The 20,947-nt window shown below is 70.3% G+C and carries 21 protein-coding genes; 13 read left to right on the top strand and 8 right to left on the bottom strand.

Going from position 1 to position 20,947, the window contains the following annotated elements:
• Positions 1-21: 21 nt before the first annotated feature.
• The 4 genes from ACWFR3_RS19055 to ACWFR3_RS19040 are packed head-to-tail and all read right to left on the bottom strand — an operon-like array spanning position 22 to position 4,246.
• Positions 22-876, bottom strand: coding sequence for a carbohydrate ABC transporter permease (locus tag ACWFR3_RS19055; protein ID WP_453735752.1), 855 nt, complete (start codon positions 874-876; stop codon positions 22-24).
• Entirely contained in the window at positions 869-1,837 is a 969-nt protein-coding gene (locus ACWFR3_RS19050; protein WP_453735751.1) for a carbohydrate ABC transporter permease, read from the bottom strand. Before ACWFR3_RS19050 ends, ACWFR3_RS19055 begins: the two co-directional genes overlap by 8 nt.
• A complete protein-coding gene (locus tag ACWFR3_RS19045; RefSeq protein ID WP_453735750.1) occupies positions 1,834-3,090 on the bottom strand; it encodes an ABC transporter substrate-binding protein in 1,257 nt (418 codons plus the stop codon). The genes ACWFR3_RS19050 and ACWFR3_RS19045 overlap by 4 nt, the downstream gene beginning before the upstream one ends.
• 22 nt (positions 3,091-3,112) lie before the next feature.
• On the bottom strand, positions 3,113-4,246 hold the full coding sequence (locus ACWFR3_RS19040) for an ROK family protein (RefSeq protein WP_453735749.1): 1,134 nt from the start codon (positions 4,244-4,246) through the stop codon (positions 3,113-3,115).
• 421 nt (positions 4,247-4,667) lie between these two features.
• Between ACWFR3_RS19040 and ACWFR3_RS19035 the strand changes: the two genes are divergently transcribed.
• The 13 genes from ACWFR3_RS19035 to ACWFR3_RS18975 all read left to right on the top strand — a co-directional run bounded on the left by ACWFR3_RS19035 (position 4,668) and on the right by ACWFR3_RS18975 (position 17,976).
• Positions 4,668-5,699: a hypothetical protein gene (locus ACWFR3_RS19035; RefSeq protein WP_453735748.1), complete on the top strand. Its 1,032-nt coding sequence runs from the start codon at positions 4,668-4,670 to the stop codon at positions 5,697-5,699.
• A 49-nt stretch (positions 5,700-5,748) separates the two neighbouring features.
• Positions 5,749-7,020, top strand: a complete 1,272-nt coding sequence (locus tag ACWFR3_RS19030) for an FAD-dependent monooxygenase (protein WP_453735747.1) — start codon at positions 5,749-5,751, stop codon at positions 7,018-7,020.
• Between the two features lie 36 nt (positions 7,021-7,056).
• Positions 7,057-8,451, top strand: a complete 1,395-nt coding sequence (locus ACWFR3_RS19025) for an MFS transporter (protein ID WP_453735746.1) — start codon at positions 7,057-7,059, stop codon at positions 8,449-8,451.
• Between the two features lie 87 nt (positions 8,452-8,538).
• A complete protein-coding gene (locus tag ACWFR3_RS19020) occupies positions 8,539-9,387 on the top strand; it encodes an FAD binding domain-containing protein (RefSeq protein ID WP_453735745.1) in 849 nt (282 codons plus the stop codon).
• Positions 9,384-11,744, top strand: coding sequence for a xanthine dehydrogenase family protein molybdopterin-binding subunit (locus ACWFR3_RS19015; protein ID WP_453735744.1), 2,361 nt, complete (start codon positions 9,384-9,386; stop codon positions 11,742-11,744). Before ACWFR3_RS19020 ends, ACWFR3_RS19015 begins: the two co-directional genes overlap by 4 nt.
• Before the next feature lie 44 nt (positions 11,745-11,788).
• Positions 11,789-12,295: a (2Fe-2S)-binding protein gene (locus ACWFR3_RS19010; RefSeq protein ID WP_453735798.1), complete on the top strand. Its 507-nt coding sequence runs from the start codon at positions 11,789-11,791 to the stop codon at positions 12,293-12,295.
• A complete protein-coding gene (locus tag ACWFR3_RS19005) occupies positions 12,295-12,972 on the top strand; it encodes an SRPBCC family protein (RefSeq protein ID WP_453735743.1) in 678 nt (225 codons plus the stop codon). The genes ACWFR3_RS19010 and ACWFR3_RS19005 overlap by 1 nt, the downstream gene beginning before the upstream one ends.
• On the top strand, positions 12,969-13,622 hold the full coding sequence (locus tag ACWFR3_RS19000; RefSeq protein ID WP_453735742.1) for an isochorismatase family protein: 654 nt from the start codon (positions 12,969-12,971) through the stop codon (positions 13,620-13,622). The genes ACWFR3_RS19005 and ACWFR3_RS19000 overlap by 4 nt, the downstream gene beginning before the upstream one ends.
• Complete coding sequence (locus tag ACWFR3_RS18995; RefSeq protein WP_453735741.1) at positions 13,619-14,467, top strand: alpha/beta fold hydrolase; 849 nt, start codon at positions 13,619-13,621, stop codon at positions 14,465-14,467. The genes ACWFR3_RS19000 and ACWFR3_RS18995 overlap by 4 nt, the downstream gene beginning before the upstream one ends.
• A 39-nt stretch (positions 14,468-14,506) precedes the next feature.
• Positions 14,507-14,998, top strand: coding sequence for a MarR family winged helix-turn-helix transcriptional regulator (locus tag ACWFR3_RS18990; RefSeq protein WP_453735740.1), 492 nt, complete (start codon positions 14,507-14,509; stop codon positions 14,996-14,998).
• A gap of 44 nt (positions 14,999-15,042) precedes the next feature.
• Entirely contained in the window at positions 15,043-15,825 is a 783-nt protein-coding gene (locus tag ACWFR3_RS18985) for a maleate cis-trans isomerase family protein (RefSeq protein ID WP_453735739.1), read from the top strand.
• A gap of 81 nt (positions 15,826-15,906) precedes the next feature.
• A complete protein-coding gene (locus ACWFR3_RS18980) occupies positions 15,907-16,719 on the top strand; it encodes an SAM-dependent methyltransferase (RefSeq protein WP_453735738.1) in 813 nt (270 codons plus the stop codon).
• A gap of 162 nt (positions 16,720-16,881) precedes the next feature.
• Positions 16,882-17,976: a mechanosensitive ion channel family protein gene (locus ACWFR3_RS18975; RefSeq protein ID WP_453735797.1), complete on the top strand. Its 1,095-nt coding sequence runs from the start codon at positions 16,882-16,884 to the stop codon at positions 17,974-17,976.
• 12 nt (positions 17,977-17,988) lie between these two features.
• Here ACWFR3_RS18975 and ACWFR3_RS18970 read toward each other — a convergent pair whose 3' ends face one another.
• The 4 genes from ACWFR3_RS18970 to ACWFR3_RS18955 are packed head-to-tail and all read right to left on the bottom strand — an operon-like array spanning position 17,989 to position 20,937.
• The gene (locus tag ACWFR3_RS18970; protein WP_453735737.1) at positions 17,989-18,864 is read right to left on the bottom strand and encodes a phosphogluconate dehydrogenase C-terminal domain-containing protein; all 876 of its coding nucleotides are present in this window, start codon (positions 18,862-18,864) and stop codon (positions 17,989-17,991) included.
• Positions 18,864-19,676 carry a sugar phosphate isomerase/epimerase family protein gene (locus ACWFR3_RS18965; RefSeq protein ID WP_453735736.1) on the bottom strand — a complete coding sequence of 271 codons (813 nt, stop codon included), beginning with the start codon at positions 19,674-19,676 and terminating at the stop codon, positions 18,864-18,866. Before ACWFR3_RS18965 ends, ACWFR3_RS18970 begins: the two co-directional genes overlap by 1 nt.
• Entirely contained in the window at positions 19,676-20,476 is an 801-nt protein-coding gene (locus ACWFR3_RS18960) for a triose-phosphate isomerase family protein (protein WP_453735735.1), read from the bottom strand. Before ACWFR3_RS18960 ends, ACWFR3_RS18965 begins: the two co-directional genes overlap by 1 nt.
• Complete coding sequence (locus tag ACWFR3_RS18955) at positions 20,476-20,937, bottom strand: ribose-5-phosphate isomerase (protein ID WP_453538235.1); 462 nt, start codon at positions 20,935-20,937, stop codon at positions 20,476-20,478. The genes ACWFR3_RS18960 and ACWFR3_RS18955 overlap by 1 nt, the downstream gene beginning before the upstream one ends.
• Positions 20,938-20,947: the final 10 nt, after the last annotated feature.

Genomic DNA, 20,947 nt, shown 5'->3' with positions numbered 1-20,947 from the left:
TTCGTGGTCCTGAGATGGGAGTCAGCTCTTGGAGCCGGAGAGCGCGACGCTCTGCACGAAGTGCCGCTGCAGGAAGACGTAGACGAGGAGCATGGGCAGGCTGGCGATGAGCGAACCGGCCATCATCACGGGATAGTTGGTCTCGAACTGCCCCTCCAGGGAGGTCAGTCCGGCGCTGATGGGCATCTTCTGTGGGTCGGTGTTCACGATCAGCGGCCACAGGAGGTCGTTCCACGACCACATCGCGGTGATGACGGCGAGCGCGGCGAGTGCGGGCCGCACGAGCGGCAGCATGATCGACCAGAAGATGCGGAACGGACCCGCGCCGTCGATCCGCGCGGCCTCCTCCAGCTCCTTGGGGAGCGTGAGGAAGAACTGCCGCAGCATGAAGGTGCCGAACGCGCTGAACATGCCGGGCAGGAAAAGGGCGGGCGCCGAGTTGAGCAGGCCGAGCCGCTGGATGATGTCGTACTGCGGGAGGACGAGCAGCGAGCTCGGCACCATGAGCACGGACAGGAAGAGCGCGAACAGGACGTTGCGGCCCCGGAACTGCATGCGGGCGAAGGCGTAGGCGGCAAGCGAGCAGAACACCAGCTGGCCGACCGTGCGCCCCACGGTGTTGAAGACGCTGTTGAAGAGCATCTCCCGGAACGGCAGCGCGGTGAAGACCTCCTCGAAGCTCGACCAGTTCCAGGTGTCGGGCAGGAAGGTCGGCGGCACCTTTGCCGTCTCGGCGAGGGATTTGGCCGCGGTGAGCAGCTGCCACAGGAAGGGGAAGACCATCACCAGGGCGCCGAGCGAGAGCGCCGCGTGGGTGGCGACCGAACCGGCGTCGAAGCGTCGACGGCTCAGCGATCGCGCGGAGGACTCACGCATAGTGCACCCACCTCTTCTGCAGCCTGAACTGCACCAGCGTCAGCGCCGCGATGATCAGCATGAGCAGGAAGGCGAGCGCGGCGGCGGCGCCCTGGGCGTTCTCGATGAAGGCCCATTTGTAGAAGAGGCTCACCACGGACTGGGTGTCGCCGATGGCCGGGTTCTTCTCGGCCATCATGATGTAGATCAGGTCGAAGGTCTGCAGTGAGTTGATCATGCAGATGATGGACGCGAAGAAGATCGTCGGGCTGAGCAGCGGCAGCGTGATCGTGAAGAAGCGGCGCAGCGGTCCCGCGCCGTCCAGTTCGGCGGCTTCGTAGTAGTCCTGCGGGATGCCCTTGATGCCCGCCATGAAGATGATCAAGTAGTAGCCGGTGGTCGACCAGACCATGACGGTGCCGATCGCGTACACGGCGGTCGAGGGGTCGGAGACCCAGTAGCGGCGGTCCGCGCCGAACCACTCGAAGACTTCGTTGATCAGTCCGTAGTCGCCGTTGTAGAGCCAGTTCCAGACGAGGCCGACGGCCACGGGCAGCGTCACGAACGGGATGAAGTAGAGGGCGCGGTAGACCGCGACGCCACGCAGTCCGCGCCGGTTGAGCAGCGCCGCGACGCCGATCGCGAGCGGCAGGGCGAGCAGCCCGATGACGCAGTAGATCAGCGTGTTGCCGAGCGCCTGCCAGACGGTGACGTCCTTGAGGACGCGCACATAGTTGTCGGTTCCGACCCAGGTGTTGCCGCCGAACGCCCCGAACTCGGTGAAGCTGTAGAAGAAGGTCTGGAGCAGCGGCCAGAAGTAGAAGACGGCGAAGCCGATGCCGAGCGGCGCGACGAAGACGTAAGCGGCACGCCGGCTGCGGGACTTGGGCGGAGATCCGCCCGCCGAGGCACCGCGCCCGGTCGCCGGCTTGCGGCGACCTGCCGCCTTCGCGGCGGCCGTGGAGGGAAAGACGCTCATCATGCGCGCTCCTCCTTCAGGGCCCGGTCCATCTGTTCGCCGAGTGTGCGGGCGGCGCTCTCGATGCCGCCCTTCCCGCTGAACGCGGCGCCCAGGAGCGGGTACTGGAGGTTTTCCCAGACCGCGGTGTTCTTCGAGCTCGGGTACGGCACGGCGTACTCCAGCATCTCGATGAAGTGCTTCAGTTCGAACTCGGGCATCGACTTGAACCAGGCGTCCTGCGTCCCCTCGTACGAGGAGATGGTGATGCCCGCCGACGCCTGGATCTCGGCGGCCTTGCGGCCCGCCATGAAGTGGACGAACTTCCAGGCCGCCGCCTTCTTGCGGCTCTTGGCGGAGATGACGTTGGCGAGGCCGTGGATGATCGTGGCGCGCTCGCGGCCCTTGGGCAGGACGGCGACGCCGGCGTGATCCTTGAGGGCGGGGACGGCGTAGTACTGCCCGGAGAACGCGGATATCTCGTAGGTCATGGCGGCCTTCTCCGACCAGAAGCGGTTGCGCGCCTTGGACTCGACCATCGCACTCTGCGGCGGTGACCAGCCGCGGTCGATCATGTCGGTCCAGTAGCGCAGGCCCTCGATGGAGCGCTCGTCGCCGAAGCCTGACTTGCCGTCCTTCAGGACGTAGCCGCCTGCCGCGTGGATGGCGGGGTAGAGCTGGCCCTGACGGTCCATCTCGGCGGCCATGCCGTGCACGCGCTCGCGCGGATCGGTGAGTTCGGCGGCGGCGTCGCGCACGTCGTCCCAGGTCCATGTCGCGTCGGGGTACTCGATGCCCGCCTTGTCGAAGAGCGCCTTGTTGTAGAAGAGGCCGATGGTGTCGAGGTCCTTGGGAATGCCGTACTGCGTGCCCTGGTAGGCGTAGATCTTGACGAGCGATTCGGGGTGGCGGTCCACGGGGGTCGCGTCGCTCTTGATGTGGCCGCTCAGGGGTTCCAGGACGCCGTTGGACGCGTACAGCTGGAGGTTGACCGCGTTCATCCAGAACACGTCGGGTGCAGTGCCGCCGCGCATGGAGGTCTTGAGGGTGGTCCAGTAGCTCGACCAGGGGGTGAGCTCCATGCGCACGGATATGCCGGGGTTCTCCTTCTCGAAGGCGTCGATCACCTTCTGCAGGCCCGGCACCTGGGCCACGTCCCACACCCCGTACGAGAGGGTGGTCCGGCCACCGCCCTCCTTGCCGTCGTCACTCCGGCCGGAGCAGGCGGCGAGCAGGGGCGCCGCCATCGCTCCGTACAGCAGAGTTCTCCTGCGCATGAGCGCCTCCGCCTTCGTTGTCCTACGGTGTCGCGTCCGTCAGGAGATCGGATTCGACCTGGTCAAGTGCCTTGCGTACGGCGCCGATCGCGACGCCCTGTTCGCCGAGCGTGCTCAGCGCGATGCGGGGGACGTGCAGGGTCAGCGGGCGCAGCCTGTCCTCGATCAGCGGCACGAGATGGCCGCCCAGCGGAGTAGCGCCGCCGGTGAGCACCACCAGTTCCGGGTCGACGGCGAGGGCGAGGGCGGCGATGCCCGGCGTGATGCGGTCGGCGAAGTCGGCGACGGCGGCGAGGGCACGCGGGTCCGCGTCGTCCGCCGCGCGGGCCAGTGCGGCCACCTCGGACTCGCCGGGCTGTCGTGCGCCCTGCCAGCTGAGGGCTTCCTGCGCGGTGTTCATGCCGAGCAGCGGAAGCAGGCCCAGTTCACCGGCGCCGCCGCGCCGCCCCCGGTGCAGACGCCCGCCGATGGTGAGGCTGCAGGCCACCCGGTGGCCGGTCAGGACGCAGACGACGTCACCGGCGAGGGTGGCCGCGCCCTGCCAGCGCTCGGCGAGCACGGCGAGGTTCACGTCGTTCTCGACGAGGGTGTGGCCCGGCTCCTGGTCGGCGAGGAGCCGCCCGAGGTCGACGCCGGACCATTCGGGGATGACGTGGGACGTGATGGTGCCGCCCGCGTCGACCACTCCGGGTACGCCGACGCAGCGGGCGAGGATGTCGTCGCGCCGTACGGCATGGGCGGCCAGGAATGCTTCGAGTGCCCTGCGCAGAAGGTCGAGCCGCCGGGCTCCGCCCAGCTCCGGGTCGATGTCCTCGCGGTGCGCGGCGAGCACCGTCCCGCCGAGGTCGGCGAGGAGCAGCACCATCTTGTGCAGGCCGATGTCGGCGCCCACGACCCGGCCCGCCTCCACGCGGAACCGGAATCGCCGGGCGGGGCGGCCGGGGGTGCGCTCGCCTTCGTCGCGCCCGGCCTCCCCCGCCCAGCCGTGCGCGGCCAGCTCCTCGACGGCGGCTTCCACGGTGGGCCGGGACAGTCCGGTGCCCGCGGCGAGCTCCGCGAGGGTCTGCGGGCTGCGGCGGTGCAGGGCGCGCAGCACCACGGTGGTGTTCAGGCGGCGCAGCGAGGCGAGGTCGTGCCCCCGTGTTCCGTTCCGCAACACTTCTTCACCCCATGTCGAGGCCAGGGCAGCCCTGTTGACCTGTGGGTCAACCGCTTCTCCCGGAGATTAGGGAGGAGACTTGCATAATCACCGGCGCCGGGGAACCCCCTGCGCGGGAACAGAATTACGCCGAGGTTTCTTGATGGGCCGTCAGGAAAGAGCCGCGTTAACTCCGTGCGCGACCCCTTGCCAAGGCAGATCGTACGTGTTCGGATTATCTCAGTCGGGCGGCCACCCACCGCCTCGTATCCGCAGTTCAGACCCTGTGCGGCGGGCCGGTGAGGCCTGCCCGAGCACCTCATAGCTCGCCCACGACTGCCACCGTCCCCCGCACGAAATTCCCCCTCGCACGATGTGTCCGGAGTCGTGCTGCCCGCATGCCCCCGTGTCTGCGGCAGCCCGCAAGAAGGGATCCCCCGTGTTCGATCTTTCGTCCGTCGATCTGCTCGACGCGTTCACCCGCGAACTGCGACTGTGCAAGCTCCAGGAGGGCGAACACGTCGTCGTCCTCTCCGAGCCCGGCAGCCGCGGCGACTACGTGGCGGCGGCGTTCGGCGCCGCGAAGGCGTGCGGCGCCCATGTCATCGCCGCGACCGTCCCCGGCGGCAGCCCCGCACCGATGCCGAGCACCCACACGGGGGCGGGCCCCGGCCTCGTCTCGGTGCTCAACGACTCCACCGCGCAGGACCTGCTGAAGTCCGCCGATCTGGTCGTCGACATCACCCGCGAGGGCTTCATCCACGCGCCGGTGCAGCAGGAGATCCTGCGCGCGGGCACCCGCATCATCTTCGTCTGCGACGCACCCGACGTCCTCATCCGCAACCTCCCCAAGGAGTCCGACAAGGACGAGGTGCTCGAAGGTGTCCAGCTCCTCAAGCGGTCGACCGTCATGCAGGTCACCTCGGACGCGGGGACGGATCTGACCGTGCAACTCGCGGGTTCCAAGCCCGAGTTCCAGTGCGGCTTCGCCGACGACCCGGGCCGCTGGGACCACTGGCCGAGCACCATGGTCCTCGCCTGGCCGGAGATCTCCGACGGGCAGATCGTGCTCGCCGAGGGAGACATCCTGCTGCCCTTCAAGGAATACGTGCGCCAGCCCGTGACCCTGCAGATCTCGGGCGGGCAGATCGAGAAGGTGTCGGGCGGCGCCGAGGCCGAGCTCCTGAACACGTTCTTCGAGGACGCGGACGACCAGTGGGCGCGCAGCCTCTCCCACATGGGCTGGGGCCTGATGCGCACGGCCGACTGGTTCGCCACCGCGATGTACGGCAAGGACGACCTGATGGGCATGGACGCCCGCGCCTTCGCCGGGAACTTCCTGTGGTCCACCGGACCCCACCCCGTCCTCGGGCGCGAGTCGTACGCACACCTCGACATCGCCATGCGCGGCTGCACGGTCACGGTCGACGAGACCGAGGTCGTCACGGGCGGCAGGCTCACCGAGCGCTGATCCGACCCACGCGGCAACTGCCTTTAGGCACAAGGAAGATGGAGGAAGCGTGGCGTCCAGCCAGTCGTACGAAGTCACCGTCGTCGGGGGCGGTCTCGGTGGCCTGACCGCGGCCCTCGCCCTGCGGCACCGCGGTCTGCGGGTCACCGTGCTCGAACAGGCGCCGCAGCTCGGCGAGGTCGGCGCGGGCATCCAGACGGCGCCGAACGCCAGCCGCGTCCTGCTCGGCCTGGGGCTGCGCCGGCAGCTGGAAGCCATCCACACCGAACCGCTCGACCAGGTGCGGCGGCGCTGGAAGGACGGCAGCGTCGTCGGTCTGACCTCGCTGGGCCGGCGGTGCAAGGAGCAGTTCAACGCGCCGTACTGGCACTACCACCGGGCCGATCTGCACCGCGTCCTCATGGACGCCTGCGTCGACCCGGCCGGTCCAGGACCCGCCGTCGCGCTGCACACCGCGAGCAAGGTCGCCGAGCTCGACCGCACGGACCCGGCGCGCCCGGTGGCGGTCACGGACGACGGGCGGCGGTACGAGTCCGACGTCGTCATCGGCGCCGACGGGATCCGCTCCCGGGTGCGCGATCTGATGGGCGCCCCCGACACCCTGCAGTTCTCCGGCGAGATGGCCTACCGGGCGCTGATACCGGGCGAGTTGATCGCGGCCGACCCGGCGACGCGCTGGCTCGTCGACCGCTACCAGTCCACGATCTGGTACGGGCCCGACCGCCATCTGGTGCACTACATGATCCGCGGCGGCGAGTACCTCAACATCGTGGCCTGTGTCCCCTGCACGGACGAGGTCGCCGAGAAGTGGTCCGTCGCCGCCACCGCGCAGGACCTCGTCGACGCCTTCCCCGGCTGGGACGACCGCGTCCCCGCGATGCTCTCCAAGGCGAAGGAGGACGTCTCCTGCTTCGCGCTCTACCACCGGCGCCGCGACCCGGTGTGGCAGGACGGCCGCGTCGCCCTGCTCGGCGACGCCTGCCATGCGATGCTCCCGTACCAGGCGCAGGGCGCCTCCCAAGCCATGGAGGACGCCGCCGTGCTCGCCGAGGAACTGGGCGCGGTCACGACGGGCGGCATCGAGGAGGCGCTGCGCCGCTACGTCGGCCGGCGCGCCAAGCACGCCGGGATGGTCCAGGACGCCTCGCTGCAGAACAAGACCTTCTACCACTTCCCCGACGGCCCCGAGCAGCAGGCCAGGGACGAGAAGCTCCGGCGGAACTTCGACGGCGAGTCCGATCTCTCCTACGACTGGCTCTGGGGCGGCAGCCCGCTCAATGACCCCGATCTCGGCGCGTTCTCCTACCAGTTCACACGCTGAGTACCAGTTCACACGCTGAGCCCATTGGGAGCGAACGTGAAAACAGGCGATCAGATCGTTCAGGAACTTCCCTGGAGATGGTCGGTCCAGGGCAAGATCTTCATCATCGGTGGCCTCGGCTACCTCTTCGACGCGTACGACATCGCCTTGAACGGCTTCCTCATGCCGCTCCTGGGCAAGCACTTCGACCTCTCGCTCAGCGAGCGCGGGCTCGTCGCCACCGCCAACCTGGTGGGCATGGCCGTGGGCGCCGTCGCCTGGGGCGCGGTCGCCGACCGCATCGGGCGCAAGAAGGCGTTCAGCGTCACGCTGCTGATCTTCGCCATGTTCTCCGTGCTCGGAGCGCTCGCGCCGACCTATCCGGTCTTCCTCGCCCTGCGGTTCCTCGCGGGTGTGGGACTCGGCGGCTGCATCCCCGTGGACTACGCCCTGGTGGGCGAGTTCTCGCCGCGCAAGTACCGGGGCCGGATCCTGACCGCGCTCGACGCGTGGTGGCCGGTGGGCGTGACCCTGTGCGGGCTGGTGTCGACGGCGATGCTGACCCTCGACGGCAACTGGCGGTGGATGCTGGCGACGATGGTCCTGCCCGCGCTGCTGCTCTTCTGGGCCCGGCGCGGCATCCCGGAATCGCCGATCTATCTGACGAAGAAGGGCCGCGAGGCCGAGGCACGCAAGGTCATCGACGACCTGGTGGCCCGGACCGGCGCCCCCGTGGAGCCCTACGTCATCCCCGAGCCGCCGGTGGACGACGGGCCGCGCGGTGTGGCCGCAGCCCTCGACCAGTTGCGCCGCATCTGGGCCTTCAGCCCGCGCGTCACCTCCGCTGCCTGGCTGCTCTTCGCCACGATCATGCTCGTCTACTACGCGGCACTGAGCTGGATGCCCTCGATCCTCAAGGAGGAGGGCCAGGGCGACACGGCCGCGTTCATGAGCACCACGCTGATGAGCGGCGTCGGCATCGTGGGTGTGCTGGTCTCCACCGCCCTGGTCGACCTCGTCGGCCGCAAGTGGCTGATCGGCGTGTCGGCCCCGGTCGCCTCGCTCGCCCTGGTGGTGTTCGCGCTGGTCAGGGATATGCCGACCGGCTCGGTGGTGGCCATCGGCGTCTTCGGCTTCCTGGCCCAGCTGGCCATCCCCGCCCTGTACGCGTACGTCTCCGAGCTCTACCCCACTCCCCTGCGGGCCAGCGGCTTCGGCTGGGCCTCCTCGGTCAGCCGGGCGCTCACCGGGTTCGCGCCGCTGCTCTTCGGTTCGGTGATGTGGCCGCTGCTCGGGCTGCCCCTGACCTTCGCCGTGCTCGGCGGGACGGTCCTGGTGGCCGTCGTGTGGATGGCGGTGGCGGCACCGGAGACGAAGGGGCGTGAGCTGGACGGCGGGGACGAGCCTCCGGCGCCGACGCCCCTGCCCATCACCGAGCAGGCGGCGCACTGAGTACGCCGGTCCTGCCGGTCCCGCCCGCCCTGCCCGTCCCGCCCGTCCGCCACCCCATGCCCTGTACGCACGTACGACAGGAGGACCATGAAGCCCGCCCCCTTCGCCTATCACCGGGCCCGCGACCTCGAAGGCGCCACGCGGCTGCTCGCCGAACTCGGTGACGATGCCAAGGTCGTCGCCGGCGGCCAGAGCCTGGTCGCGATGATGAACTTCCGGCTCGCCCGGCCCCGGCACCTGGTCGACATAGCCGGTCTTCGCGAGCTGGACCGGGTGCACACCGACGCGGCGGGCGGGCTGCGCATAGGGGCGCTCACCACCCACCACACGGTGGAGAGGGACCCGGCGGGGCGGCTGGGGGCGGACTTCGGCGTGCTGCGCGAGGCCATGCGGTGGATCGGGCATCTGCCGATCCGCACCCGCGGCACGGTCGGCGGCAGCATCGCGCACGCCGACGCCACCGCCGAGTGGTGTCTGCTCGCCCTCGCCCTTGACGCCGAGTTCGTGGTCCGCGGGCCGCGCGGCGAGCGCGGGATCGCCGCCGGGGACTTCTTCCTCGGCTACTACACCACCGCCATCGACTTCGACGAGATCCTCGTCGAGATCGTCTTCCCGCGCCCTGCACCGCACGCCGCGCTCACCGAATTCGCCGAGCGGCAGGGGGACTTCGCCCTCGTCTCGGCCGTCGTGGACCTCGATGCCGCAGGCGGTGCGGTGCGCGGCGGGCGCGTCGCGCTCGGCGGGGTCGCCGCGGCCGTGGTGCGCGTGCCGGAGGCCGAGGCCGTCCTCGCGGACGGCGGTTCCTTCGCCGAGTGCGCCGACGCGGCGGCCGATGCCGTCGACCCGCCGGCCGACGCGTCCGGCAGCACGCACTACCGCAAGCAGCTCGTCCGCACGCTGGTCCGGCGTGCCTGTGAGGAGGCGATGTCCCGATGAACAAACCGGCGAAAGAAGGCCAGTTGGTCGGCCGTTCCGTGTCCCGGCGCGAGGATCCCCGGCTCCTCACCGGGCGCGGCCGGTTCGTCGACGACATCGCGCTGCCGGGCATGCTGCACGCCCAGTTCGTCCGCAGCACGGTCGCGCACGGCGAGATCACCTCGATCGACCTGACGGCGGTACGCGATGTGCCCGGCGTCATCGCGGCGTTCACCGCCGACGATCTGGAGCTCCTCGACATCACCGCCGAACTGGGCCGCCCGCTCACGGAGTTCGTGCCGACCGCGATGCCCGTCCTGGCCCGCGACCGGGTCCGCTACGTCGGGGAGCCCGTCGCGATCGTCGTGGCACGGAACGCGTACGCCGCGGAGGACGGCCTGGAAGCGGCCAAGGTGAGTTACGCGCCGCTTCAGCCCGTCACCTCCGAGGAGGCGGCCCTCGCACCCGGCGCTCCCCTCCTCCACGAAGAGGCCGCGCGCAACACCCTCGTGGACGTCTCGCTCTTCGCCACCGACGGCATCGACACGATCTTCGACACCGCGACCTGCGTCGTGCACGTCACGTCGCGGACCGGTCGGCAGAACGCCCTGCCCCTGGAGACGCGCGGTGTCGTCGCGAACTGGGACGACCGCGAGGAACAACTCGTCCTGCAGACCTGCACCCAAGTCCCGCACCAGGTAAGGACGGTGGCGTCCCGCTGTCTGCGCCTGGACGAACGGGCGGTGCGCGTCGTGGTGCCCGACATGGGCGGCGGCTTCGGCCAGAAGTGCGTCGTGGGACGCGAGGAGCTAGCCGCGGCCGCCGCCGCACTGCGCCTGCGCAGGCCGGTGAAGTGGATCGAGGACCGCAAAGACGCCCTGTCCGCCTCCTTCCTCGCCCGCGAACAGCACTACGACGTGCGCGCCGCCTTCGACGAGGAGGGCCGCATCCTGGGCCTGGACGCCGATGTGGTGTGCGACATGGGTGCCTACTCCTGCTATCCGTTCACGGCGGGAATCGAGCCGCTGATGGCGTCGGCCGAGATGCCGGGCGTCTACAAAGTGCCCGCCTATCGGGTACGCGGCCGGGCGATCACCACCAACAAGGCGCCCACCGCGCCGTATCGCGGGGTGAGCCGTCCGCAGTACGTGATGGTGGTGGAGCGGCTCTTCGAGCGGGCCGCACGTGAACTGGGCCTGGACGCCGTCGAGATCCGCCGCCGCAATGTCATCACCGAGTTCCCGTACACGGGCGTCAACAACATCACGTACGACCCGGGCTCCTATCTGGAGTCGCTGAACCTGTGCGAGCGGCTCGTCAAGGACGAGGGCTGGTACGAGAAGCGCTCGGAGGCGGCGGCGCGGGGGCGGCACATCGGCATCGGCTACTCCTGCTTCAGCGAGCGCACCGGATACGGCTCGGCGGCCTTCGCCCAGCGCAAGATGCGGGTCGTGCCGGGCTTCGACATCTCCGAGGTCCGGATGGACACCAGCGGCGCGGTGACCGTCACCACCGGCACGATGAGCCACGGGCAGAGCCACGAGACGACGATGGCGCAGATCGTGGCCGACGAACTGGGCCTGGACATGGCCAAGGTGAAGCTCCATCAAGGCGACACCGAGCGCATCACCTACGGCTGGGGAACGTTCGCGAGCCGCTCCATCACGGTGGGCGGCAGCGCGGTACGGCGCGCGGCGGCGAAGCTCGGCGAGAAGCTGATCCGGATCGCGGCGGCCCGCTGGGAGGTCGCACCGCAGGAGGTGGAGCTCGCAGGAGGGAGCGCACGACTCCGTGACGGGACGAGCCTGACCTACGAGGAACTGGCGGACATCGCCTACCTCCGGGCGCACCTGCTGCCCAAGGACATCGAGCCCGGCCTGAGCGCCACCGCCACGTTCGACGTCTTCAACGACGGCACCTTCTCCAACGCCACCCACGCCGTGGTCGTCGAACTCCACGAAGGCACCGGGCAGGTGGAGATCCTGCGGTACGTCTGCGTCGAGGACTGCGGCGTTGCGATCAATCCGCAGGTCGTGGAGGGGCAGTGCCGGGGCGGCATCGCGCAGGGCATCGCGGGGGCGCTCTTCGAGCAGGTGACGTACGACGCGCAGGGCGAGCCGTCGGCGACCAGCTTCATGGACTACAAGGTGCCCACCGCCCACGAGATCCCCGACGTGCTGATCCACCACCTTCAGACGCCGTGCGCGTTCACCGAGACCGGCGCGAAGGGCGCGGGTGAGGGCGGCACCATCGGGGCGCCGGCCGCCGTGCTCAACGCGGTCAACGACGCCCTGCGGCCCACGGGCGTCGAGCTCGACCACACCCCCATCACCCCGGAGACGGTGCACCGCGCCCTGAACCTGGAGCTGTCCTCATGACCCGTACCGACATGACAAGTACCGCCATGACCAGTACCGACAACATGGCCGGCCCCGGCCATACGACCGACGCCCTGCTGCTCACGCTCGACGTCAACGGCGAGCGGCACGAAGTGATCACCGAGCCGCGCCGCACCCTGGTGGACGTGCTCCGGCACGAGCTGCGCCTGACCGGCACCCATGTCGGATGTGAGCACGGCATCTGCGGGGCGTGCACGGTTCTGGTCGACGACCGGCCCGTGCGCGCGTGTCTGATGTTCGCGGCGCAGGCCGAGGGCGCCCGCATCCGGACCGTGGAGTCGCTGTCGGACGGGTCCGAACTGAGCGATCTTCAGGCGGCGTTCAGCGAACACCACGGTCTGCAGTGCGGCTTCTGCACCCCCGGCTTCCTGATGCTCGCCGAGGGGTTCCTCGCCGAGCGGCCCGGGGCGACCAAGGACGAGATCCGCGAGGTCGTCGCCTCCAACCTCTGCCGGTGCACCGGCTACCAGACCATCGTCGAGGCGATCGACGGGTGCGCCGTCGCCCGGCGCTGCCCCAAGGAGTGCTGATGCGGCTCACCAATTCCGTCCCGGTCAAGGCCTCGCCCGATGAGGTCTTCGCCCTGCTGAACGACGTCGAGCGGGTCGCCTCGTGCATGCCGGGCGCGGCACTCGACGGGCGCGACGGGGACTCCTGGCAGGGCTCCGTGAAGGTCAAGGTCGGCCCGATCGGTGCCGCGTACGCCGGTACGGTCCGTTTCCTCGAGGTCGATCCGCAAGGGCGGCGCCTCCGGGTCCAGGCGCGCGGGGCCGACACCCACGGCAGCGGCGACGCGGAGGCCGAGGTCGCGCTCGAAGTGCTCGCGGCGCCGGAGGGCGCGCTGCTCCAGATCTCCACGGACCTGGTGATCCGCGGCAAGATCGCGCAGTTCGGGAAGGGCGCCATCGCGACGGTGTCCGACCGCATCCTTCAGCAGTTCGCGCAGAACCTGGGGAGCCTGCTCGACCAGGACCGGTCGACGGCACCGGCCCCCTCTTCGTCCCCGTCCGCCGCGGCACCCCGGACCCCGCACCCCGCGGCCCCGGCGGAGGCCGAACTCGACGGCCTCTCCATGCTGCTCGGTCCGGCCGCCGCCAAGTACGGCGTCGTCGCGGGCGCCTTCGCCTTCGGCCTCTTCGAGGGCTGGCTGCTCGGCCGGCTGGGCGCACAGGCGAGGGAGCTGCGCGCGCTGAGGAGGGCATCGTGAACTACGGTCAGGAGACGGAACGTACCTACGAGCGAGCCGGGTTCGGCGCCCCCGTACGCAGGGGCAGCCGCCCCGCGATCCTGGTCGTCGACCTCACCCGCGGCTTCACCGAGGACGGCTTCCCCTCGGGCGCGGATCTGACCGATGTGGTCGGCGCGGTAGGTGAGTTGATCGGCAGCGGACGCCCGGCCGACGTGCCCGTCATCTTCACCGCGATCTCCTACACGCCCGCGGAGGCCACGGGCGACGCCGTCACCTGGCTGCACAAGGCGCAGGGCATGCGATCCCTGGTCGAAGGCAGCGAGGAGGTCGCGCTCGATCCCCGACTGCCGCGCGAGCCGCAGGACTTGATGGTGGTGAAGAAGGGCGCATCGGCCTTCTTCGGGACCTCGCTCGCCGCCCTGCTCACCGGTCTCGGCTGCGACACGGTCCTGGTGTGCGGGGCGACGACCAGCGGATGTGTGCGGGCCACGGCGGTCGATGCCGTGCAGAGCGGGTTCTCGGTGCTCGTGCCGCGCGCGTGCGTCGGCGACCGTGCGGCCGGGCCCCACGAGGCGAGCCTCTTCGACATCCAGGCCAAGTACGGCGACGTCATCGACCTCAAGGAAGCGACCGCCTACCTCGAAGCCCTCTCCGGGAGGAACACATGACCCCGCCCGATCGCTGCCTGCCCCAGTCGGCACTCGCCGACCTGGCCGACGTGCCCGCCACCGGCCGCTGGGTCCGCTCGGGCGCCGCGCGCCTGCACGTCCTGGACTACGGCGGCCACGGCGTCCCGCTCCTCGTCCTGCCCGGCATCACGAGCCCCGCCGTGACGATGGACTTCGTGGCGCGCGAACTGGTCTCTTCCATAAGGCCGTTGGTGCTCGATGTCCGGGGGCGCGGGCTCTCCGACGGCGGCGGCTCCTACACCCTGGAGGAGTACGCCGAGGACGTCGAAGCCGTCGTCACGGGGCTCGGCCTCGACCGTCCGATCCTGTTCGGGCACTCCATGGGCGCGCGCATCGCCGCGGTGACCGCGGTCCGCGGCAAGGTGGCGCTGCGCGGCACGGTGCTCGGGGACCCGCCGATGAGCGGCCCCGGACGCGGGCCCTATCCGACCCCTCTGGCGGCCTTCCTCGACCAGCTGGCGCAGGCCCGGCGCGGCACCGACGCGGACGAGGTGGCCCTGTCCTGGCCGCGCTGGCCGCGCAGGGAGCAGGAGCTGAGGGCCCGCTGGCTCGCGAGCTGCGACGCGGAGGCGATCGCGGCCACGCACCGCGGCTTCGAGTCGGAGGACTTCTTCGACTGGTGGCCCTCCGTGCCCGGTCCCACGGCGCTCCTGTACGGGGCGGACAGTCCCGTGGTCACCGCGGCGGGTGCCGCCGAGGCCGCGCGGCTGCACCCCGCGGCCGTTCTCGGCAGCGTCCCGGACGCCGGTCACATGCTGTTCTGGGACAGCGGCCGTGCCGCCCTCACCGCCCTGCGAGAGGCGCTGCGCCCGATGCTGACCTGACCGTCCGAACCGATCAATCCCCATGCTTAAGTGGGCCCCATGGCTGACGAAACCTCCATCACGACGGCTGCGACGTCAGGGCAGCCCGGGCCGCCCGCCGCCCTCACCGCCGCCCCCGGATACCAGGTCCGGCGCCTCTACCAGGCATACCTCGCGGTGTGGATCCGTGCGGTGGACCCGACCCTCACCGGACCGCAGTTCGCCGTCCTCCAGGCCGTGGACGCGTCGCCCGGCCGCGACCAGCGGTCGATGGCGTCGGCGGTGGCCCTGGACACGTCGACGATGGCGGACGTCGCGCGCCGCCTGGAGAACCGGGGACTGCTCCTGCGCAAAACGGCCGCCGACGACGGCCGCCGCAAGCTGCTCTATCTGACCGAGGAGGGTGAGCGCACCCTCCTCGACGCCAACCGTCGCGCCCGTGAGCTCGACGAGCGGCTCCTTGAGCCGTTCGGCGCCGAGCGGCGCGAAGAAGTCATGCATCTCCTCACGTCCCTCGCCGATCACTGGGAGGGGCTCACCGAGGACTCATAGCCGTACGCATCGCCGTACGAGAACATCCGGAGGATCCCGTGGCCATGACCGCGACGACAGCGACGACAGCGACCGACCACCACATCGGCATGATCGTGCCCAGCTCGAATCTGACGATGGAGACGGAGCTTCCGCGCATGCTGCGCGACCGCGAGTCGGTGGCCCCGCAGGATCGGTTCGTCTTCCACAGCAGCCGGATGCGCATGAAGCACGTGACGCCCGAGCAGCTGAAGGCCATGAACGCGCAGACCGAGCGCGCCGCGCTCGAACTCGCCGACGCCAGGCCCGATGTGGTCGCCACGGCCTGCCTCGTCGCGATCATGGCGCAGGGTCCCGGCCACCACTGCGCGGCGGAGGACGAGATCACCGCCGCCCTGCGCTCCGAGGGTGCGCGGGCGCCGGTGATCTCCAGCGCGGGCGCCCTGCTCGACGGCATCAAGGCGCTCGGCGCCTCACGGGTCGCGATCATCACCCCGTACATGAAGCCGCTGACGAAGCTGGTCGCCGACTACATCGAGGACACCGGGGTCGAGGTCGTGGACGCGCTCAGCCTCGAGGTGCCGGACAATCTGGCGGTCGCCCGGCTCGACCCCGCCGACCTGCGCGAGCACTGGCGGCGTGTGGACTTGGGCCGCGCCGACGCGCTCGTGCTCTCGGCCTGTGTGCAGATGCCCTCGCTGGCTTCGATCCAGGCGGTGGAGGACGCGGCGGGCTTGCCCGTCCTCTCTGCGGCCACCGCGACGGCGTACCGCATCCTGACGGAACTGGGTCTGCCGCCGCATGTGCCGGGCGCGGGCAGTCTGCTGCGGGAGCCGAGTGGTTCTTGAGCGCGGTGGGCCGAGCGGGCACGATGGCCGGATGCACGCGAAGTCCGTCTGAACGCCCGCCCACCGCATGGGAGTTGACGCATGACCGCGATCCCGCCGCCCGCCACCCACCCGATCGACACCAGCAAGGCACACCCCGCCCGGGTCTACGACTGGTACCTGGGCGGCAAGGACAACTACCCGGTGGACGTGGAGCTCGGGCAGCAGATCGTTTCGCTCGAACCGCAGGCCAAGTACTACGCGCAGCACAACCGCTGGTTCATGCAGCGCGCCACGCGCCATCTGGTGGGAGAGGCCGGGATACGCCAGTTTCTGGACATCGGCGCAGGGATTCCCACCGAGCCCAATCTCCACCGCATCGCCCAGTCGGCCGCCCCCGAGGCACGCGTCGTGTACGTGGACAACGATCCGACCGTGCTCGCGCACGCGGAGACGCTGCTCCAGGGGACGCCCGAGGGGGCGACGGAGTTCCTCCAGGCGGACGCGCGCGAGCCGGACAAGATCCTCGAACAGGCGGAGGGCGTACTGGACTTCACCCGTCCGGTCGCCGTCTCGCTGAACGCGCTGCTGCACTTCATCAGTGACGACGACGGTGCGTACGACGTCGTGGAGAAGCTGGTGGCCGCGCTCGCGCCGGGCAGCCATCTGGTCCTCTCCCAGATTTCGAGCGACTTCGATCCGGTACGGACGCGGCAGGCGGTGGAGATGTACAAGGCGGGCGGCGTCACGCTCGTGCCGCGCGCCCGGGGCGAGGTGGAGCGGTTCTTCGAAGGCCTGGAGCTGCTCGACCCGGGCATCGGCTGGGTGCCGGACTGGCATCCCGAGCTGGGCGTCGACGAGGTCAGGAACGAGACCCCGGTGTCGATGTACGCGGGGGTGGCGCGCAAACCGTAGGGCCAGGTGCACGGGATGTCTGAAATCGCCCTGCGCCCGGCCGGTTGACGGCAGGCTTGGCGCGGGCCCCCGGCAACGGTGCCGCACCCATGGGGCAGGATGACGCTCGCGCCGGATACGAACACACGTCCGGCGCGCCCGTACGACCTGGAGAAGGAACTGATGGAGCGAGCCCTCACATGGCACGACCTGATCACCGCCGGTATCGCGGTGGCCGTCGGCATCGCGGCTGGTCTGCTGCTGCGCATGATCCTGCGGTGGCTCGGTGAGCGGGCCAGCCGGACCCGGTGGAGCGGCGACGACGTCATCGTCGACGCCGTGCGCACCCTGGTCCCCTGCGCGGCGATAACCGCCGGCGCGGCCGTCGCCGCCGCGGCGCTCCCGCTCACGCCCCGGACCGGCCGCAACGTCTCGATGACGCTGACCGCCCTGCTCGTCCTGGCCGGGACCCTGACGGCGGCCCGCGTGGTCACCACCCTGGTCAAGTCCCTCGCCCAGTCACGGTCGGGCGTCGCGGGCTCGGCGACGATCTTCGTCAACATCACCCGTGTCGTCGTGCTCGCGATGGGCTTCCTCGTCGTCCTGCAGACGCTCGGCGTCTCCATAGCCCCGCTGCTCACGGCCCTCGGCGTGGGCGGCCTCGCGGTGGCCCTGGCCCTTCAGGACACCCTGGCCAACCTCTTCGCGGGCGTGCACATCCTCGCCGCGAAGACGGTCCAGCCGGGCGACTACATCAAGCTCAGCAGCGGCGAGGAGGGCTACGTCGTCGACATCAACTGGCGCAACACGGTGGTGCGTCAGCTGTCGAACAACCTCGTCATCATCCCCAACGCCCAGCTCGCGGGCACGAACATGACCAACTTCAGCCGCCCCGAGCAGGACCTGTCCATCATGGTCCAGGTCGGTGTCAGCTACGACAGTGATCTGGAGCAGGTCGAGCGCGTCACGACCGAGGTCGTGGAGAGCGTCATGAAGGACGTCGACGGCGCTCTCCCCGAGCACGAACCGGCCGTGCGCTTCCACACGTTCGGCGACTCCAGGATCAGCTTCACGGTGATCCTGGGCGTCGGCGAGTTCAGCGACCAGTACCGCATCAAGCACGAGTTCATCAAGCAGCTCCACCAGCGCTACCGCGCCGAGGGCATCCGGGTGCCCGCCCCGGTCAGGACGGTGAACGTCCAGCAGGGCGAGCTGCCGCCGGGCCTGATCCCGCACCAGCGCGAGGCCCCGGCACCGGCGACGAAGCCGGTGCCGTAACCCGCGCACGGATCAGCGCTTGATCTCCTTGATCTTCAGCATGCGCGTGATGACCTTGTCGAGCTCCTCGTCCTCGAAGACCTTCTTCCAGTCGTCGCGCACGATCGACTCACGGCCGTAGTCCATCGCGATCAGGCACGCGTCGGAGAACGGGTTGGAGCCCTTGAGGGTGTTGGCGAGGGCCACCTGGGTGTGGCCGAGCAGCATCGCGCGGGCGGCCTTCTCGGGGACTCCGACGGTGTGCACGGTCTCGTGCAGCGCCTCGGTGAGCAGCGCGCCGACCATGCAGGCGATGGTCTCGACGAGGGTCGGCTCCAGGACGGCGAGCTGCTTGACGGTCACCCAGTGGACGTCGACGACCGGCGCGTACATCACGCGGATCACGGAGTCGGCGAGTTCGCGCCTGTCCTCGTCGCCGCCTTCGTAGGCGGCGACGACCTCCTGGGGCGCGGCGATCCCGCCGAAGGTGTCCTGCCACTCCTCCTTGGTGGTGCGCTCAAGGAAGACGGAGGGGTGGCAGGGGTGGGCGCACGCGTAGTGGATGTCGTCGCGCTCGAAGAGCAGGCCCGCGTAGGCGGCGGCCGGGTCGAGGGTCAGGACGACGGCTCCGGACCGCATCAGCGGGACGAGTTCGGCGGAGACGGTGCCGAGCACGACGTCCGGCACGGCGAGGATCACGACGTCCGCCTCCGCGACGGCGTCGGCGGACTCGGTCAGTTCGCGGCCGAGGCCGCGGATGAGCTCCTGGCCCTTGGCGGACGCCTCGGAGAAGAGGACCTTGAAGTCGCTCTTCACCAGGTTGTCGGAGACACGCTGGCCCATCTTGCCGGCGGCCCCGATGACGGCGACGGTCTGCACGCCGGCCTCAGTGTTGATCTCGGTGGCCATTACTCGCTCCTCAGAAGTGTGCTGATGCTGATGTGCGTCCACTGGTGTTCGAGCCGGGCGGTGGCGTCGAAGCCGCCGTCCTGCCACGGGAGCCAGTGCTCCACGATCTGGTTCACGCCGGGGGCGCCCGGTGTGCGGGCCCCGTCGACCGCGGCGATCATGCCGTCGTAGTCGAGGAGGCCGGTGCCGAGCGGGCAGCCCGCGTAGGTGAAGCCGACCCAGCCGTCACGGCGGGTGAAGGCGAAGTCCTTGACGTGGATGTTCACGACGTACGGCGCGGTCGCCGCGACCACGTCGGCCGGGCGCTCCAGGCGGGCCACGCTGTTGCCGGGGTCGAGGACGACACCGAGGTGCGGGCTCGCCACACCGCGGACGACGGTGAGCAGATCCTCCGTGGAGACCTGCTCGTACGTCTCCAGGCCGAGCGTCACTCCGGCCGCCTCGTAGGCGGGCACGGACTCGCCGAGCAGCGCGACGGCCTCGCCCGGGGTCGGCCGGTGGGTGGCGGTGTTCATCATGGAACGGACGAGCGTGGCGCCCAACTGCCCCGCAATGTCGAGACACTTGAGCAGGTGGTCCGGCCGCACACCGCGGGTGCCGAGCTCCAGGGTGAGGCCCAGGTCGTCGGCGGCGGCACGGACGTCTGCGAGCTGCGCCGCGTCGTACGTCTCGATCTCGGGGTAGTCGCAGATCTGGAAAACCTCGCCGCCCAGGGCGCGGGTGTCGCGCAGCATGTCCGGCAGTGTCATGGGCCGCGGGGCGCGCTCGGAGATGCGCCAGAAGTACGCGTAGGTGCTGATGCCGTACGCCATCAGGCCACCTCCGCGCGGGAGCTGGAACTGTTGAGCACCTCGTCGAGGATGGCTTCGACGGCGGCCGGGTCGTGCGCGAACCGGCCGAGGAAGAGGCCGCCGACGTCCGGGCCGAGCCGGGTGAGCAGGCCGGGGCCCGCGCTGCCGCCGTAGATGACGGTCGAGCCGGTGTGCGCGGGGTGTTCGTCGAGCCAGCGGGTCAGGGCCGCGCACACCGTGGTGATGTGCTCGGCCGAGGCGGGCTCGGGGGCACCGATCGCCCACTGCGGCTCGTAGGCGAGGACGACTTCACCGGACGTTGTGTGCAGCAGCCGTTCGGCCTCGGCGACGGTGCGGCGGGCCGCCTCGTCCGGGGTGACCGGGTCGAGTTCGCCGACGCAGAGCACCGGGGTGAGGCCGTTGCGCAGGGCGGCGGCCGTCTTGGCTGCGACGACGGTGTCGCCCTCGCCGTAGAGGCGGCGGCGCTCGGCGTGACCGACCTCGGCGTAGCGGCAGCCGATCTCCTTGAGTGAGGGTCCCGAGACCTCGCCGGTGTACGGGCCCGCGTCCTCGGTGGCGATGTCCTGGGCGCCGACCGCGACGCCGGACCCGGCCAGGATCCCGGCGACCGGGACGATCGCGGGGAACGCGGGCAGGACGAAGAGGCGGGCCGCGCCACCGGTGACGGCGGGGTGCCGGTCGGCCGTGCGGGCCAGGCGGCGGGCCCAGTTGAGGGTCTGGGTGTGCCCGAAGTACATCTTCAGACTGACGCCGATGGTGACCGGTGCCGGTGCCGGTGCAGGTGCAGGTACTGCGGGCATCAGGCGGCCTCGTAGTCGCTCATCAGCTGCACCTTGGCGGCGGACGGCGAGGTCTCGTCGAATCGGTAGGTCAGCCACTCGGCGGCGAGGCGGCGGGCCAGCTCGATGCCGACGACGCGCTGCCCGAAGGTGAGCACCTGGGCGTTGTTGGAGAGGATCGCGCGCTCCACGGAGAACGAGTCGTGCGCGGTGACCGCCCGCACCCCCTTCACCTTGTTGGCCGCGATCGCCACGCCGAGTCCGGTGCCGCACACCAGGAGGGCGCGGTCGGCCTCGCCGCGCGCGATCATCTCGGCGGCGGCGATGGCGACCTTGGGGTAGGCGGTGTGCCCGTCGGCGTCCACGCCCACGTCGGTGACGGAGGCGACCAGGTCACTGCCCTGGAGGTCCTGCTTGAGGGCTTCCTTGTACTGGTAACCGGCGTCGTCGCAGCCGACGACGACACGGAGCTTCTCGGTCATGGCTCTTTCC

The organism is Streptomyces sp. NPDC055189, from assembly GCF_053606765.1.
This window is presented reverse-complemented; position numbering and strand designations above follow the sequence as displayed.